We start from the raw sequence: 16,310 nt of genomic DNA on the forward strand, positions 1-16,310 counted from the left end.
TCGTTAGTTGCTAACCAACGACAATCAAGCAAACTTTTTCTGGACTTCAGCCGACACGTTCGCCGGTGCTTCGGCGTAGTGATCGAACTGCATTGTGAAGGTCGCGCGACCCTGGCTCATCGAGCGCAGGTTGTTCACGTAACCGAACATGTTCATGAGCGGCACCATCGCGTTGATGACGTTGGCGTTGCCGCGCATGTCTTGGCCCTGGATCTGGCCGCGCCGGGAATTCAGGTCGCCGATGACCGAACCGGTGTAGTCTTCCGGGGTCACCACCTCGACCTTCATGATCGGCTCGAGCAGAACGGACTTGCCCTTCGTCAGCGCCTCGCGGAACGCGGCGCGCGACGCGATTTCGAAGGCCAGTGCCGACGAGTCGACGTCGTGATACTTGCCGTCGACCAGCTGCACCTTGACATCCACCACCGGGAAGCCCGCAACGACACCGGAGCCCATCACGCTGTTGAGGCCCTTTTCGACGCCGGGGATGTATTCCTTCGGCACCGCGCCGCCGACGATCTTCGATTCGAACTCATAGCCCTTGCCGGGCTCGTTCGGCTCGACGACGATCGACACTTCGGCGAACTGACCGGTACCGCCGGTCTGCTTCTTGTGCGTGTACTTGACTTCGGCCTTCTTGGTCACGCGCTCGCGGAACGCCACCTGCGGCGCGCCGATGTTGGCATCGACCTTGTAGGTGCGCTTGAGGATGTCGACCTTGATGTCGAGATGCAGTTCGCCCATGCCCTTGAGGATGGTCTGGCCGGACTCCTGGTCGGTCGACACGCGGAACGACGGATCCTCTGCGGCGAGCTTCGCCAGCGCCACGCCCAGCTTTTCCTGGTCGGCCTTCGACTTCGGCTCGATCGCGATTTCGATCACCGGCTCCGGGAATTCCATCTTCTCGAGAATGACCGGCTTGTCGGGATCGCACAGCGTGTCACCGGTGCGCGCTTCCTTGAGGCCAGCCAGCGCGACGATGTCGCCGGCATAGGCTTCCTTGATGTCTTCGCGGTTGTTCGCATGCATCAACAGCATCCGCCCGATCCGCTCCTTCTTGTCGCGGGTCGAGTTCACCACGCCGGTGCCCGACTGCAGGACGCCGGAATAGATGCGGCAGAAGGTGATGGTGCCGACGAACGGGTCGTCCATGATCTTGAATGCGAGCAGCGCCAGCGGCTCCTTGTCGTCCGCCTTGCGCACGACTTCGTTGCCGTCATCGTCGATGCCCTTGATCGCGGGCACGTCGATCGGCGACGGCAGATAGTCGACGACGGCGTCGAGCAGCGGCTGCACGCCCTTGTTCTTGAACGCGGAGCCGCACAGCACCGGATAGAACGCGCCGGTCAGCACGGCCTTGCGGATCAGGCGCTTCAGGGTCGCCTCGTCCGGCTCCTTGCCGTCGAGGAAGGCAGCCAGAGCATCGTCGTCGAGCTCGACAGCGGCTTCCACCATCTTCTCGCGATATTCCTTGGCCTGCTCGATCATGTCTTCCGGAATGTCGACATAGTCAAACTTGGCGCCGAGCGATTCATCGTTCCAGATGATGCCCTTCATGAGGACGAGGTCGACGAGACCCTTGAAGTTGTTCTCGGCACCGATCGGCAGCTGGATCGCGATCGGCTTGGCGCCGAGGCGGTCGACGATGTCGGACAGGCACTTGAAGAAGTCGGCGCCGGTCTTGTCCATCTTGTTGGCGAAGACGATGCGCGGAACCTTGTACTTGTCGCCCTGGCGCCAGACGGTCTCGGTCTGCGGCTCGACGCCCTGGTTGGAGTCAAGCACGCAAACGGCGCCGTCGAGCACGCGCAGCGAACGCTCGACCTCAATGGTGAAGTCGACGTGGCCGGGCGTGTCGATGATGTTCAGACGCTTGCCGTTCCAGAACGCGGTGGTCGCAGCCGAGGTGATCGTGATGCCACGCTCCTGCTCCTGCTCCATCCAGTCCATCGTCGCAGCACCTTCGTGCACTTCGCCGATCTTGTGGCTCTTGCCGGTGTAATACAGGATGCGCTCGGTGGTCGTGGTCTTACCGGCGTCGATATGCGCCATGATACCGAAGTTGCGGTAGTTCTCTATGGCATGAACGCGAGGCATAGGCTGTTCCTTAAATTCCGTGTTTCGCCGTTACCAGCGATAGTGCGAGAAGGCGCGGTTGGCTTCCGCCATCCGGTGCACGTCTTCACGCTTCTTGACGGCGTTGCCGCGATTGTTCGAGGCGTCGAGCAGCTCGGCCGAGAGGCGCTCCGTCATGGTCTTCTCGTTGCGCTCACGGGCGGCCGAGATCAGCCAGCGGATGCCGAGCGCCTGACGGCGCACAGAACGAACTTCCACCGGCACCTGGTAGGTCGCGCCGCCGACGCGGCGGGAACGAACCTCGATGGTCGGCATCACGTTCTCGAGCGCCTGCTCGAACACGCCGAGCGGCGGCTGCTTGGTCTTGGCCTCGATCATGCCGAGCGCACCGTAGACGATGTTTTCGGCGACCGACTTCTTCCCGGCGTACATCACCGAGTTCATGAACTTCGTAATGATGATGTTCCCGAACTTCGGATCCGGAAGAACTTCACGCTTCTCAGCAGAATGGCGACGCGACATCTGATCGTTTCCCGCTTACTTCGGACGCTTCGCGCCGTACTTCGAACGACGCTGCTTACGGTTCTTGACGCCCTGGGTATCCAGCACGCCACGGAGGATGTGGTAGCGCACGCCGGGCAAGTCCTTGACGCGACCGCCGCGGATCATGACCACCGAGTGCTCCTGCAGGTTATGGCCTTCACCCGGGATGTAGCCGATCACCTCGAAGCCGTTGGTCAGGCGCACCTTGGCGACCTTACGAAGCGCCGAGTTCGGCTTCTTCGGGGTCGTGGTGTAGACGCGCGTGCACACGCCGCGCTTCTGCGGCGACTGCTGCAGCGCCGGCACCTTCTTGCGCGACTTCTGCACTTCACGTGGTTTTGCGATCAGCTGGTTGATCGTCGGCATGCAGCCTTCACCCTTTAGTTCGCGCGGAAACCTTGAATGGCTCCGCAAATTTCTTCTCAGGACTAGCCGTCCCGTACGGCCCGCTCGACGCGGAACAAACGACCGCGCAAAGCGAAATCGCGCCAACCTCTCATCACTGAGCGGAAAGCGCATCGACGCCACAGAGGACCGCGATTCCGAACCGTTCAGCGTTCGCTGTCCGGCCCGCCACCGAGGTCATGCATCCGAATTCACTCTCAAGAGGACGTGCTCAAGAGAACCAAAATCGTCCTGGCATTGCCTAGCTATTATCGACAGCGTTTGAGCGGCATTCGTCGAGGTTGGTGCCCGTCCGGCGCCTGAAAAAGGGCCTTGGGGTGTTCCGTTCCGACGCTGGCGTAGCTCACCGCCTGTCGTTAAGTGAGCGCCTTGTATAAGCGAGAGATAGTGAAGTCAAGCAAAACGGCAAGCAAAGAAACGCCTCTGGCGCTTGCAGATTTCGCATTTCGCGGCGCTCATCGGGGCGTCGAAATATGACGACGTCTGCGACTCCCCTCGCCCAGTCCGAATCTGTGGCACGTCAGCGGAATCATATTATATCCGGGTAAAATATGATCAGAAACAATTCTCCCCAACTTGGACCTGAAGGCGAAATTCGAAACTAAGCCTTTATTTGCCATTCGCAGCGCAAAAATTGCGGTCTACGGCCACGGAAAGCGTCATGAAGTACACCGACATCGCGATCATCGGCGGAGGTCTTGCGGGCTCGACCGCGGCCGCCATGCTCGGCCGTGCCGGGATACCGACCGTCCTGGTCGACCCCTATCGGGTCTATCCGTTCGACTTCCGCGTCGAAAAGATCGGCGGCGACCTCCAGCTCGCGCGATTCGCCCGGACCGGCCTTGCCGAATCCGTGCTGCGCACGGCGACGCTGGATGGCGAGAACTGGATCGCGCGATTCGGCCATCTGCTCGACCGGCAGCCGAGCCGGCAATACGGCATCATGTATGACGCACTGATCACCGCGATTCGAGCCGAGATCGCCGGGCCGGCGGAATTCGTCCGCGACAAGGTCGTCAATGTCGCCGCCAGCTCCGAGCGGCAGCGGCTGGTGCTGTCGGGCGGCGAGGAGATTTCGGCGCGCCTCGTGGTGCTCGCCAACGGCCTGAATGTCGGGCTGCGCCGGATGCTCGGCATCGAGCGGCTGGTGACCAGCTTCTGCCACTCGATCTCGATCGGCTTCGATTTCGTCCCGGTCGGCCGCCCCGCCTTCCCGTTCGCGGCCATGACCTACTTCTCGGAGCGGCCGAGCGACCGCATCCCCTACATCACGCTGTTTCCGGTCGGAAACCGGATGCGCGCCAACCTCTTCACCTATCGCCAGGCCGACGATCCGTGGCTGCGCGCGATGCGGCGCAATCCGGTCGAGACGCTGAATGCCGCGCTGCCGCGGCTGCGCCGACTCACCGGCGAATTCGACGTCGCCGGCGACATCAAGATCAGGCCCGCCGACGTCTATGTCAGCACTGGCTATCGGCAGGCCGGCGTCGTGCTGGTCGGCGACGCCTTCGCCAGCACCTGCCCCGTCACCGGCACCGGAACCGACAAGGTGTTCACCGACGTGTCCCAGCTCTGCAACGTCCACATCCCGGCCTGGCTTGCGAGCGACGGCATGGGCGAGGAGAAGATCACGGCGTTCTACGACGATCCGGTCAAGACGGAATGCGACGCCTGGTCGAACGCCAAGGCGTTCAACTTCCGCGAGGTGTCGATCGGCAGCGGGCTCTACTGGCAGGCCCAGCGCTGGGCGCGCTTCCTCGGCTATCTCGGCCGGGGCTCGCTGCGCCGGCTGCAGCGCCCGCAGGCGGCGTCAGCGACCCGGCAGGCCAATCACTTCCGGCAACGTCCGCATGCAGCGGACAGGGCGTAGCCCTCGGACGTCATGAGCAACGGGGCGGATATCACGCCTCCTCGTCCTCATCCTCATCGTCTTCATCATCGTCCGCGTCGTCGTCATCCTCATCGTCCGCGTCGTGATGCTTATGCCCCTGGTCGTCCCACAGCTTGCGGTAGACGCCGTTCTTGGCCAGCAGCTCCTCATGCGAACCGCGTTCGATCGCCCTGCCGCCGGCGATCACGATGATCTCGTCCATCTCGACCACCGAGGTCAAACGGTGCGTCGACCAGATCATGGTGCGGCCCTCGGCGACCTTGAGCAGCGTGCGGTTGATCGCCGCCTCCGTGGTCTGGTCGAGCGCCGAGGTCGCCTCGTCGAGCAGCAGCACGGACGGGTTGCGGATGATCGCGCGCGCGATCGCGATGCGCTGGCGCTGGCCGCCGGACAAGGTATCGCCGCGCTCGCCGACCGGCGTGTCGTAGCGCTGCGGCAGGCTCATGATGTAGCGATGGATCTCGGCTTTCTTCGCGGCGTCCTCGACCTCCGCGTCGGTGGCCCCTTCCTTGCCGAGCCGGATGTTCTCGCGGATCGACATGTTGAACAGCATGTTCTCCTGGAACACGACCGCCATGCTGGCCCGCAGCGACTCGCGTGTCACCCGGCGGATGTCGACGCCGTCGATGGCGACGCGGCCCTCGTCGGGCACGTACAGCCGCAGGATCAGGTTGATCAGCGTGCTCTTGCCGGAACCGCTGGGACCGACGATCGCAATGCTCTTGCCGGCATTGAGCTTGAGGCTGAGATTGTCGAGCACCGGCGTCCGCGCCCCCTCATACTGGAAGGTGACGCGGTCGAAGGAGATATCGTTGGTGATGCGCGGCAGATCCGGCGCACCGGGACGGTCGGCGCCGCGGGTCGGTTCGTCGAGCAGCTCCTGGATGTGCCGCACCGCCGCCGCCGACTGGATCGACACCGGGATGAAATGCATGAGATGGCCGATGTTGTACGACACCTCCCAGAATGCGCTCTCGAAGGTCACGAAGGTGCCGACCGTGATCTGCCCCTTGGTGGCGAGATAGGCGCCGATCGCCAGCACCACGAGGTGGAGCAGCAGCACCGAAATGGTGACGGTGCGCTCCACCATGGTCGACAGGAACATCGCTGAGGCGGCCTTGGCGCGGACGTCGCGGTTGCGCAGCGTGAACCAGCCGAGCGCCCGGCGCTGCAGATTGAACGCCTTCACTACCGCCTGCGCGGCGACGTTCTCCTGCACCATGCCGAGCAGCGCCGCCTCGTTCTGCTTCTGCTCGTAATTGGCCTGCACCGCCTTCGGCGTCAGGATGCGCGGCCCGATCAGGGTGATGGGAAACACCAGCAAGGCGACCACGGCAAGCTGCCAGTTCAGGAACAGCATCAGGATGATGCCGGCGATCAGCTCGAAGCCTGGCAGCGCCGCGCTGTTGGCGAAGGTCTTGATCGAGCCCTCGAAGGCCGACAGATCGATCGAGAAGCGCGACAGGATCTCGCCGCGCTTGGTGCGCGCGAAATAGGCCGACGGCAGGTTCTGGACGTGGTCGAAGATGCGGGTCCGGACGTCGGCGATGATGCCCGCGCCAAGCCGCGCATCCCAGCGCTCGTACCAGACCGCGATGATCGAGGTGACGATACCGGCGACCGCGAGTACGCCGAGAATCTTGTAAAGGGCCTGGAAATCCTCCTCGCCGAGCGCGTCGTCGATCAGGAATTTCAGGCTGAGCGGCATGATGACGTTGAACAACGTCTCGACCAGCACGCCGAAGGCGACGAATGCCAACGGCTTCCTGTAGTTCGTCAGGATCGGCTTGACGAAGCTAAAGATCGTGGAGAGCGCGCCGGCGGCTTCCTTGGCGGTGAAGACGACGAGGTCCTCGTCATCATCGTCGTCGAGCTCGAACTCGTCGTCCTCATCATCATCGTCGTCATCGGCCGGCGCGGCGGCTGGCTTGGCGGAGGCCGTTGCCACGGGCGGACCCGCCGCGGCCGCAGACTTTTTCTTCAGCTCGGGATCGTCGGCCGCCGATCGATTCGGATCGTCTGATGCAGGAGGTCTTGGCGCCATGAAACCAACCGATGCTCCACGGCCGGCATGACCGCAAATCGAAACCGCAGCGGCGAATGCTGCTGGTACAATCCTATGCGATCACAATGAATTCGGCAAAGCGTTTGGAACGGCGCCCCGCGCGGTCCCGTCGATTCGGGATCACGGCACGGGCGCCGTTTGAACGTTGTTGACGCGGGGCCGCTCGCCTTGCACAAGAACCGCGAGCCGGTGCCGTCAGTCGTCGTGATCCGCCTCGACCTTGTCGAAGAAGGAATAGCGCAGGCTGTCGGAGTCGGCGTACCACTGCCCCGGCCCCTTGTTGGCGGCAAGCGTCAACGTCCACAGCGCATCGGTGCAGTCGCGACGGTGCATCGACAGGTCGAAGCCGTTGCCGAAGAACAATTCCGACCATTCCCACCAGGTGCCGAGCTTCTTCACGCCGCGCAGCAGGTCGTAGCGGTCGATCACCGCCGGCGCCATGTCCGAGGTCACCGACGCGAACACGACGCCGGTCTTGACCACGCGGTTGAGCTCGCGCACCCCGCGCACGACCTGCTTCTCCCCGAGATGGCACAGCGAGGTCTCGAACACGAAGTCGAACTCATTGTCTTTGAACGGCATGTCGGCGATCGAGCCGAACTTGTTGTACTTCTTGAGCGCCTTCGGCGTCTTGCCATGGATGTAGCGGTTGTTCTCGATGCCCCAGGCATCGATGCCCCGCTCGCGCAGCGCGCCGACCAGCTCGCCGCTGGCGGAGCCGGCGATCAGCAGCTTGTAGCCCTTCGCCCTGCCCCAGACCGTCTTGATCAGGTCGGTCAGATAGGCCGGGTCGGTGAAGTTGCGCCAGGCTTCGCTGTAGGGACCGGCGCCGCGATAATTCTCGAAATAGTTGCGGTCGATCTTGTCGGACAGCGTGCCTTCGTCCTGCGCGCGGGCGCGGCGCAGCCGCATCATCTCAGTGACAATGATGTCGGTCGCAGCATCGGAGGAATCGAGCAGCCCGTTCAGTGTCGAATCGAACAGATAGTCGCCGACCACCACGATGCCGGGGTGCTCCTTTGGATCGGGGCGGTGGTTGATCATGACGTCGCGCACCGGCAGGCCGCCCGGCAGCGCGTTGACCGACGACAGCCAGCGATGGGTCTTGCCCTCGAGGAAATGCGCGCGCGCATCGCCGAGCGAGGCCGGCAGCGACTTCAGCGCGGCGTCGATCAGTTCCTCGTCGCTGAGATTGGCGAAGGCGAGCGCGTCCGAGCCGGCGATCAGCCAGTTCAGCACGCCGTGCTTGCCGACATCGTGGCGCGCGCCCTCATTGTAGACGCAGCAGCCGCCGAACGCTTCCGACATGAACCAGGCGCCCGGGATCTTCTCACCCCAGAACGGCTCGTCGAACAGGATCGAGACGCGCAGATAGTGCGCCGGACGATCGAAATAGGCGACGTGCTTGACCATCGACTTGCGCAGCTGTTCGCCGTCCCAGCGCATGGTCGCGAGCCAGGAGTGCGGCAGGCAGACCAGCACGAGGTCGAAGTCGCGCGTCTCCGGCCCCTTGCCGTTCATCATGTTGAGCTGGTAGCGGCCGGCAGCGGTCTTGCCGACCTTGAGCACGCGATGGTTGAGCTGGATGTCGGCGCTCACCTCGGAGCGCAGGCAATCGATCAGCTGCTCGTTGCCGTTCTGGATCGAATACAGGCCGATATAGCCGTCGACATCCATCACGTAGTTCTTCAGCGCATTGAGGCCGTTGGTGTTGTGGCTCTCGGTCGCGAGGTCGGAGCGCGCCATCACCTTGAAGAACCGCTTGGCGGTCACGTCCTCGACCTCTTCGTCGAGGATCTGCTCGGCGGTCTTGTAGGCCCACGGATGCTCGTTGTCGTGAGCGCCGACGCCCTCGTAATACTCGATCGGCGACACCAGCTCGCTGCAGCGCTTGCGGAACGCCTCGATCGCGGCCGCGGTCTTCGCGCCGTATTTGCGGCGCATGCCGGGAACGTCGGCCAGCAGTTCGCCGTCGAGTTGCACCTGCTCGGCATCCATCGGGATGGTCTGCAGGCCGAAATGCTGGATCAGCTCGCGCAGCGGGTCGGGTCCCGTCATCGAGTAATCGTAGATCTCGGCGACGCCGGCCTCGTACATCGCAGGCGCGCTGTCGAATTTGCGCGTGACGATCTTGCCGCCGAGACGGTTCGACGCCTCGAAGATGGTGATGCGGCAGAGGTCGCCGAGTTTGCGCTTCAGGTACCAGGCGCTCATCAGCCCCCCAGGGCCGCCGCCTACAATCGCCAAGTCGAGCATATCGATTCCGTCGTCTCCGGCACGAGCCAAACAGCCGGTCTAAGTCACCCTAGCAAAGGCACTTTTTTGCCTGAAGGGAAGATGAACAAACTGCGTCCCTGCACCGCAGCAAGGCAAGAAAGCAACAAAAAGGCCGGCAGAACGCCGGCCTTCTCGTCGCACCCGTAGTCTTGCGGATGCCTATTCCGCCGGCGGCAGCGCCAGCGGCTCCGCTTCCGGAGCCGTCGGCACGATCGCCGCCTGCTGCTTCTCGCGCTCGTCAAGGATCAGCTTGTCGCGCTTGACCGCGACTTCGCGAATCCGCGCCATCGAGGCGCCGGTGCCGGCCGGGATCAGGCGGCCGACAATGACGTTCTCCTTGAGGCCTTCGAGCGGGTCCACCTTGCCGTTGACGGCCGCTTCGGTGAGCACGCGCGTGGTCTCCTGGAACGACGCCGCCGAGAAGAAGGAGCGGGTCTGCAAGCTCGCCTTGGTGATGCCGAGCAGAACCGGCGTACCCGTGGCGGGCTTCTTGCCCTCCTCCTTGGCCTTGGTGTTGAGCGCGTCGAACTCGATCTTGTCGACCTGCTCGCCCGAGATCATGTCGGTGTCGCCCTGATCGGTGACCTCGACCTTCTGCAGCATCTGACGGACAATCACCTCGATGTGCTTGTCGTTGATGAGCACGCCCTGCAACCGGTAGACCTCCTGGATTTCGTTGACCAGATAGGCAGCGAGTTCCTCGATGCCCTTGATCGCCAGGATGTCGTGCGGCGCCGGATTGCCTTCGACGATGAAATCGCCCTTTTCGACGATGTCGCCGTCCTGAAGGTGGATGTGCTTGCCCTTCGGGATCAGGTACTCGCGCGGCTCCTCGGTCTTGTCCATCGGCTCGATCGAGATGCGGCGCTTGTTCTTGTAGTCGCGGCCGAAGCGGATCGTTCCCGCGGTCTCCGCGATGATCGCCGCATCCTTCGGCTTGCGAGCCTCGAACAGTTCCGCCACCCGCGGCAGACCGCCGGTGATGTCACGCGTCTTGGCGCTCTCGGTCGAGATACGCGCCAGGATGTCGCCGGGCATCACCTTCGCGCCGGTGTCGACCGACAGAATGGCGTCGACCGACAGCATGTAGCGGGCATCGCCGCCACGCGCGAGCTTCATCACCTTGCCGTCCTTGCCCTTGACCACGATGGCCGGACGCAGGTCCGAACCGCCGCGCGTCGTGCGCCAGTCGATGACCACGCGCTTGGCGATACCGGTCGATTCGTCGAGCGTTTCCGAGATCGACTGGCCTTCGACCAGGTCCTCGAACCCGATCGTGCCCTCGACTTCGGTGAGCACCGGGCGGGTATAGGGGTCCCACTCCGCGATGCGCTGGCCACGCTTGACCATGTCGCCCTCGTCGACGTGCATCTTCGAACCGTACTGAATACGGTGGGTTGCACGCTCGGTGCCGTCGGCATCGACGATCGCAACGACCATGTTGCGCACCATCGCGACCAGGTTGCCTTCGCTATTGCGGGCGATGGCCTTGTTCCGGATCACGATCTTGCCGTCGAAGTTCGATTCGACGAACGACTGCTCGTTGAGCTGCGCCGCGCCGCCGATGTGGAACGTGCGCATCGTCAGCTGCGTGCCGGGTTCACCGATCGACTGCGCCGCGATGACGCCGACGGCCTCACCGTGGTTGACCGGGGTGCCGCGGGCCAGATCGCGGCCGTAGCACTTGGCGCAGATGCCGTTGATCAGCTCGCAGGTCAGCGCCGAGCGGATCTTCACTTCCTGGATGCCGGCCTGCTGGATCGCGTCGACATGGGTCTCCTCCATCAACGTGTCACGCTTGATGATGACCTCGTTGGTGGCGGGATCGCGCACGTCGTCGCAGGCCGTGCGGCCCAGGATGCGCGAGCCGAGCGAGGCAACGACCGTGCCGGCATCGACGATGGCGCGCATCTTGATGCCGAGCGTGGTGCCGCAATCGGTCTGCGTGATGATGCAGTCCTGCGCGACGTCGACCAGACGGCGGGTCAGGTAGCCGGAGTTCGCGGTCTTCAACGCGGTGTCCGCGAGGCCCTTGCGGGCGCCGTGGGTCGAGTTGAAGTACTCGAGCACCGACAGACCTTCCTTGAAGTTGGAAATGATCGGCGTCTCGATGATCTCGCCCGACGGCTTGGCCATCAGGCCGCGCATGCCGGCGAGCTGGCGCATCTGGGCCGGCGAACCACGCGCACCGGAGTGCGCCATCATGTAGATCGAGTTGATGTCGGCATCCGCGCCCGCCGCCGTCTTCTTGGTGGACGAGATCTCCTTCATCATCGCCTTGGCGACTTCTTCACCGGCCTTCGACCAGGCGTCGACGACCTTGTTGTACTTCTCGCCATGGGTGATCAGGCCGTCATTGTACTGCTGCTCGAAATCCTTCGCGAGCGTACGGGTCTGGTCCACGATCTTCCACTTCGACGCCGGCACGACCATGTCGTCCTTGCCGAACGAGATGCCCGCCTTGAAGGCGTTGTAGAAGCCGAGCGCCATGATGCGGTCGCAGAAGATCACCGTCTCCTTCTGACCGCAGTGACGGTAGACCTGGTCGATCACGCCGGAGATCTCGCGCTTGGTCATCAGCTTGTTGATGATGTCGTACGAGATCTTGGTGCTCTTCGGCAGCAGGTTGCCGAGCATGACACGGCCCGCGGTGGTTTCGATCCACCGCTTGGACATCTTGCCTTCCTCATCGAGGCCTTCCCACCGGTACTTGATCTTGGTGTGGAGGTGGATGACCTTCGAATGCAGGGCGTGCTCGAGCTCGGCCATGTCGCCGAAGATTTTGCCCTCGCCGGGCAGGCCTTCGCGCATGATCGAGACGTAGTAGAGGCCGAGCACGATGTCCTGCGACGGCACGATGATCGGCTGGCCGTTCGCCGGATGCAGGATGTTGTTGGTCGACATCATCAGGACGCGCGCTTCCAGCTGCGCTTCGAGCGACAGCGGAACGTGCACGGCCATCTGGTCGCCGTCGAAGTCGGCGTTGAAGGCGGCGCAGACCAGCGGATGCAGCTGGATCGCCTTGCCTTCGATCAGCACCGGCTCGAACGCCTGGATGCCCAACCGGTGCAGCGTCGGCGCGCGGTTGAGCAGCACCGGATGCTCGCGGATCACCTCATCGAGGATATCCCAGACCTCCGGACGCTCCTTCTCGACCAGCTTCTTGGCCTGCTTCACCGTGGTGGACAGACCCTTGGCGTCGAGCCGCGAGTAGATGAACGGCTTGAACAGCTCGAGCGCCATCTTCTTCGGCAGGCCGCACTGATGCAGGCGCAGCTCGGGACCGACCACGATCACCGAACGGCCCGAATAGTCGACGCGCTTGCCGAGCAGGTTCTGGCGGAACCGGCCCTGCTTGCCCTTCAGCATGTCGGCGAGCGACTTCAGCGGGCGCTTGTTGGCGCCGGTGATGACGCGGCCGCGGCGGCCGTTGTCGAACAGCGCGTCGACGGCCTCCTGCAGCATGCGCTTTTCGTTGCGGATGATGATGTCGGGCGCACGCAGCTCCATCAGCCGCTTCAAGCGGTTGTTGCGGTTGATGACGCGGCGATACAGGTCGTTGAGGTCCGAGGTCGCGAACCGGCCACCGTCGAGCGGCACCAGCGGACGCAGGTCCGGCGGGATCACCGGCACGACCGTCATGATCATCCATTCCGGCTTGTTGCCGGAGACGCGGAACGCCTCGACGATCTTCAGACGCTTGGCGAGCTTCTTGTGCTTGATGTCGGAGTCAGTCTCCGCCATGTCGGCACGCAGCGTCGCCTCGAGCTTCTCGAGCTCGAGCCCCTTCAGCAACTCGCGGATCGCCTCCGCGCCGATCATGGCGGTGAAGCTGTCCTGGCCGTACTCGTCCTGCGCCTTCAGATACTCGTCTTCCGACAGCAGCTGACGGTCCTTCAGCGCGGTGAGACCCGGCTCGAGAACGACGTAGTATTCGAAGTACAGGATCCGCTCTAGATCCTTCAGCGTCATGTCGAGCAACAGGCCGATGCGCGACGGCAGCGACTTCAGGAACCAGATGTGGGCGACCGGCGCCGCCAGCTCGATATGGCCCATGCGCTCGCGCCGGACGCGCGACAGCGTCACCTCGACCGAGCACTTCTCGCAGATGATGCCCTTGTACTTCATCCGCTTGTACTTGCCGCACAAGCACTCGTAGTCCTTGATCGGCCCGAAGATGCGCGCGCAGAACAGGCCGTCACGCTCCGGCTTGAAGGTGCGGTAGTTGATGGTCTCCGGCTTCTTGATCTCGCCGTAGGACCAGGACAGAATCTTCTCCGGAGACGCGATCGAAATCCGGATCTGGTCGAAGACCTGAGCCGGCGTCGTCGGATTGAAAAGATTCATAATCTCTTGATTCATGGTCTTCTCCTCGCGTGCCGATCGTCACCGGCAGCAAATTCGAAAGTTTTATTCAACGCGCGCCCCACTCAACGTCCGAGCGGAGCGCGAAGGCCCGGCGCTTTCGCGCCGGGCGTAAATCTCAGCGTTACTCGGCCGCTTCCGACGTCGGCGCCGGTCCCACCTTGGAATTGTGCAGGTCGACGTTGAGGCCGAGCGAGCGCATTTCCTTGACCAGCACGTTGAACGATTCCGGAATACCGGCCTCGAAAGTGTCGTCGCCGCGCACGATCGCCTCGTACACCTTGGTACGGCCGGCGACGTCGTCCGACTTCACGGTCAGCATTTCCTGCAGCGTGTAGGCGGCGCCGTAGGCTTCCAGCGCCCAGACCTCCATTTCGCCGAAGCGCTGGCCGCCGAACTGCGCCTTGCCGCCCAGCGGCTGCTGGGTGACGAGCGAGTACGGGCCGATCGAACGCGCGTGGATCTTGTCGTCCACGAGATGGTGCAGCTTGAGCATGTAGATGTAGCCCATCGTCACCTTGCGATCGAACGCATCGCCGGTGCGGCCGTCATAGACGGTCGACTGGCCGGAGGCGTCGAAGCCCGCGAGCTTCAGCATCTCCTCGATGTCGGCTTCCTTGGCGCCGTCGAACACCGGCGTTGCGATCGGCACGCCGTGGCTCAGATTGCGGCCGAGTTCGACCAGCTCGATGTCGTTCAGCGACTTGATGGTTTCATCCTCGCCATAGATCTTCTTCAGGGTCTCGCGCAGCGGCTTGAGATCCTGCTTCTGATAGTAGGCGTCGATGGTCTGGCCGATGCGCTTGCCGAGGCCGGCGCAGGCCCAACCGAGATGGGTCTCAAGGATCTGACCGACGTTCATGCGCGAGGGCACGCCGAGCGGATTGAGCACGATGTCGGCGTGGGTACCGTCCTCGAGGAACGGCATGTCCTCGATCGGCACGATCTTCGACACCACGCCCTTGTTGCCGTGACGGCCGGCCATCTTGTCGCCGGGCTGGATCTTGCGCTTCACCGCGACGAAGACCTTGACCATCTTCATCACGCCGGGCGGCAACTCGTCGCCACGCTGCAGCTTCTCGACCTTGTCGAGGAAGCGCTGCTCGAGGCCCTTCTTCGACTCGTCGTACTGCTTCCGCATCGCCTCGATCTCGGCCATCAGCTTGTCGTTCGGCGAGGCGAACAGCCACCACTGCGACTTCGGATACTCGTCGAGCACCGCACGGGTGATCTTGGTATCCTTCTTGAAGCCCTTCGGGCCGGCGATGCCCTGGCGGTTCTCCAGGAGCTCGGCGAGGCGGTTGTAGACGTTGCGGTCCAGAATCGCCTGCTCGTCGTCGCGGTCCTTGGCCAGACGCTCGATCTCTTCCCGTTCGATCGCCAGCGCACGCTCGTCCTTGTCGACGCCGTGGCGGTTGAACACGCGGACTTCCACGATGGTGCCCTGCACGCCCGGAGGCACGCGCAGCGAGGTGTCGCGGACGTCGGAGGCCTTCTCGCCGAAGATGGCGCGGAGCAGCTTCTCTTCCGGCGTCATCGGGCTCTCGCCCTTCGGCGTGATCTTGCCGACCAGGATGTCGCCGGCGCGGACTTCCGCACCGATGTAGACGATACCGGCTTCGTCGAGGTTCTTCAGCGCTTCTTCCGAGACGTTCGGAATGTCGCGGGTGATTTCCTCAGGCCCGAGCTTGGTGTCGCGGGCCATCACTTCGAATTCTTCGATATGAATCGAAGTGAACACGTCGTCCTTCACGATCCGCTCGGAGAGCAGGATCGAGTCTTCGAAGTTGTAGCCGTTCCACGGCATGAACGCGACCAGCACGTTGCGGCCGAGCGCGAGCTCGCCGAGATCGGTCGACGGACCGTCAGCGATGATGTCGCCCTTCTTGACGATGTCGCCAACCTTCACCAGCGGACGCTGGTTGATGCAGGTCGACTGGTTCGAGCGCTGGTACTTCATCAGCCGGTAGATATCGACGCCCGACTTGGTCGGATCGAGATCTTCGGTGGCGCGGATCACGACGCGGGTGGCGTCGATCTGGTCGATCACGCCCGAACGGCGCGCGGCGATCGCCGCGCCCGAGTCACGGGCGACCACGCCTTCCATACCGGTGCCGACGAACGGCGCCTCGGCGCGAACCAGCGGCACCGCCTGGCGCTGCATGTTCGAGCCCATCAGCGCGCGGTTGGCATCGTCGTTCTCGAGGAACGGGATCAGCGCCGCGGCCACCGAAACCAGCTGCTTCGGCGACACGTCCATGTAGTCGACCTTGTCCGGCGTCACCGGCAGCACTTCGCCGGCATGACGGCAGACCACGAGGTCGTCGGTGAAGCGGCCCTTGGCGTCGAGCGGCACGTTGGCCTGCGCGACGCGGTAGCGGCCCTCTTCCATCGCCGACAGATAGACCACCTCGTCGGTGACGCGGCCGTCCTTGATCTTGCGATAGGGCGTCTCGACGAAGCCGTACTTGTTGACGCGCGCGAAGGTCGCCAGCGAGTTGATCAGGCCGATGTTCGGACCTTCCGGCGTTTCGATCGGGCAGATACGGCCGTAATGCGTCGGATGCACGTCGCGGACTTCGAAGCCGGCACGCTCGCGGGTCAGACCGCCCGGGCCAAGCGCCGACAGGCGCCGCTTGTGGGTGATCTCCGACAGCGGGTTGGTCTGGTCCATGAACTGCGACAGCT

8 protein-coding genes are annotated in these 16,310 nt (G+C 63.5%); 1 reads left to right on the forward strand and 7 read right to left on the reverse strand.

Annotated elements, in window-relative coordinates; genetic code table 11:
• Nucleotides 1–24 precede the first annotated feature (24 nt).
• From fusA to rpsL, 3 genes are read right to left on the reverse strand one after another with little or no spacing between them, the layout of a single operon-like run.
• A complete protein-coding gene (gene fusA, locus Q0030_RS36110; RefSeq protein WP_298378458.1) occupies nucleotides 25–2,097 on the reverse strand; it encodes an elongation factor G in 2,073 nt (690 codons plus the stop codon).
• A 30-nt stretch (nucleotides 2,098–2,127) separates the two neighbouring features.
• On the reverse strand, nucleotides 2,128–2,598 hold the full coding sequence (gene rpsG, locus Q0030_RS36115; RefSeq protein WP_021081660.1) for a 30S ribosomal protein S7: 471 nt from the start codon (nucleotides 2,596–2,598) through the stop codon (nucleotides 2,128–2,130).
• Nucleotides 2,599–2,613: 15 nt separating this feature from the next.
• Nucleotides 2,614–2,985, reverse strand: coding sequence for a 30S ribosomal protein S12 (rpsL, locus tag Q0030_RS36120; RefSeq protein ID WP_028168167.1), 372 nt, complete (start codon nucleotides 2,983–2,985; stop codon nucleotides 2,614–2,616).
• A gap of 700 nt (nucleotides 2,986–3,685) precedes the next feature.
• On the opposite strand from rpsL, the gene Q0030_RS36125 reads away from it, so the two are divergent.
• Nucleotides 3,686–4,894 carry an NAD(P)/FAD-dependent oxidoreductase gene (locus Q0030_RS36125; RefSeq protein WP_298378465.1) on the forward strand — a complete coding sequence of 403 codons (1,209 nt, stop codon included), beginning with the start codon at nucleotides 3,686–3,688 and terminating at the stop codon, nucleotides 4,892–4,894.
• A gap of 31 nt (nucleotides 4,895–4,925) precedes the next feature.
• On the opposite strand, the gene Q0030_RS36130 is transcribed toward Q0030_RS36125, so the two are convergent.
• From Q0030_RS36130 to rpoB, 4 genes are all read right to left on the reverse strand, one after another.
• Nucleotides 4,926–6,959 (reverse strand): ABC transporter ATP-binding protein, encoded by a 2,034-nt coding sequence (locus tag Q0030_RS36130; protein WP_298378466.1) that lies wholly within the window; start codon nucleotides 6,957–6,959, stop codon nucleotides 4,926–4,928.
• A gap of 216 nt (nucleotides 6,960–7,175) precedes the next feature.
• The gene (locus Q0030_RS36135) at nucleotides 7,176–9,236 is read right to left on the reverse strand and encodes an FAD-dependent oxidoreductase (RefSeq protein WP_298378468.1); all 2,061 of its coding nucleotides are present in this window, start codon (nucleotides 9,234–9,236) and stop codon (nucleotides 7,176–7,178) included.
• 180 nt (nucleotides 9,237–9,416) lie between these two features.
• Nucleotides 9,417–13,619, reverse strand: a complete 4,203-nt coding sequence (gene rpoC, locus Q0030_RS36140) for a DNA-directed RNA polymerase subunit beta' (protein ID WP_298378471.1) — start codon at nucleotides 13,617–13,619, stop codon at nucleotides 9,417–9,419.
• Nucleotides 13,620–13,746: 127 nt separating this feature from the next.
• A partial coding sequence (gene rpoB / locus Q0030_RS36145) for a DNA-directed RNA polymerase subunit beta (RefSeq protein WP_298378475.1) occupies nucleotides 13,747–16,310 on the reverse strand: 2,564 nt, incomplete at its 5' end.

Source organism: uncultured Bradyrhizobium sp. (genome assembly GCF_947648125.1).
GTDB lineage: Bacteria > Pseudomonadota > Alphaproteobacteria > Rhizobiales > Xanthobacteraceae > Bradyrhizobium.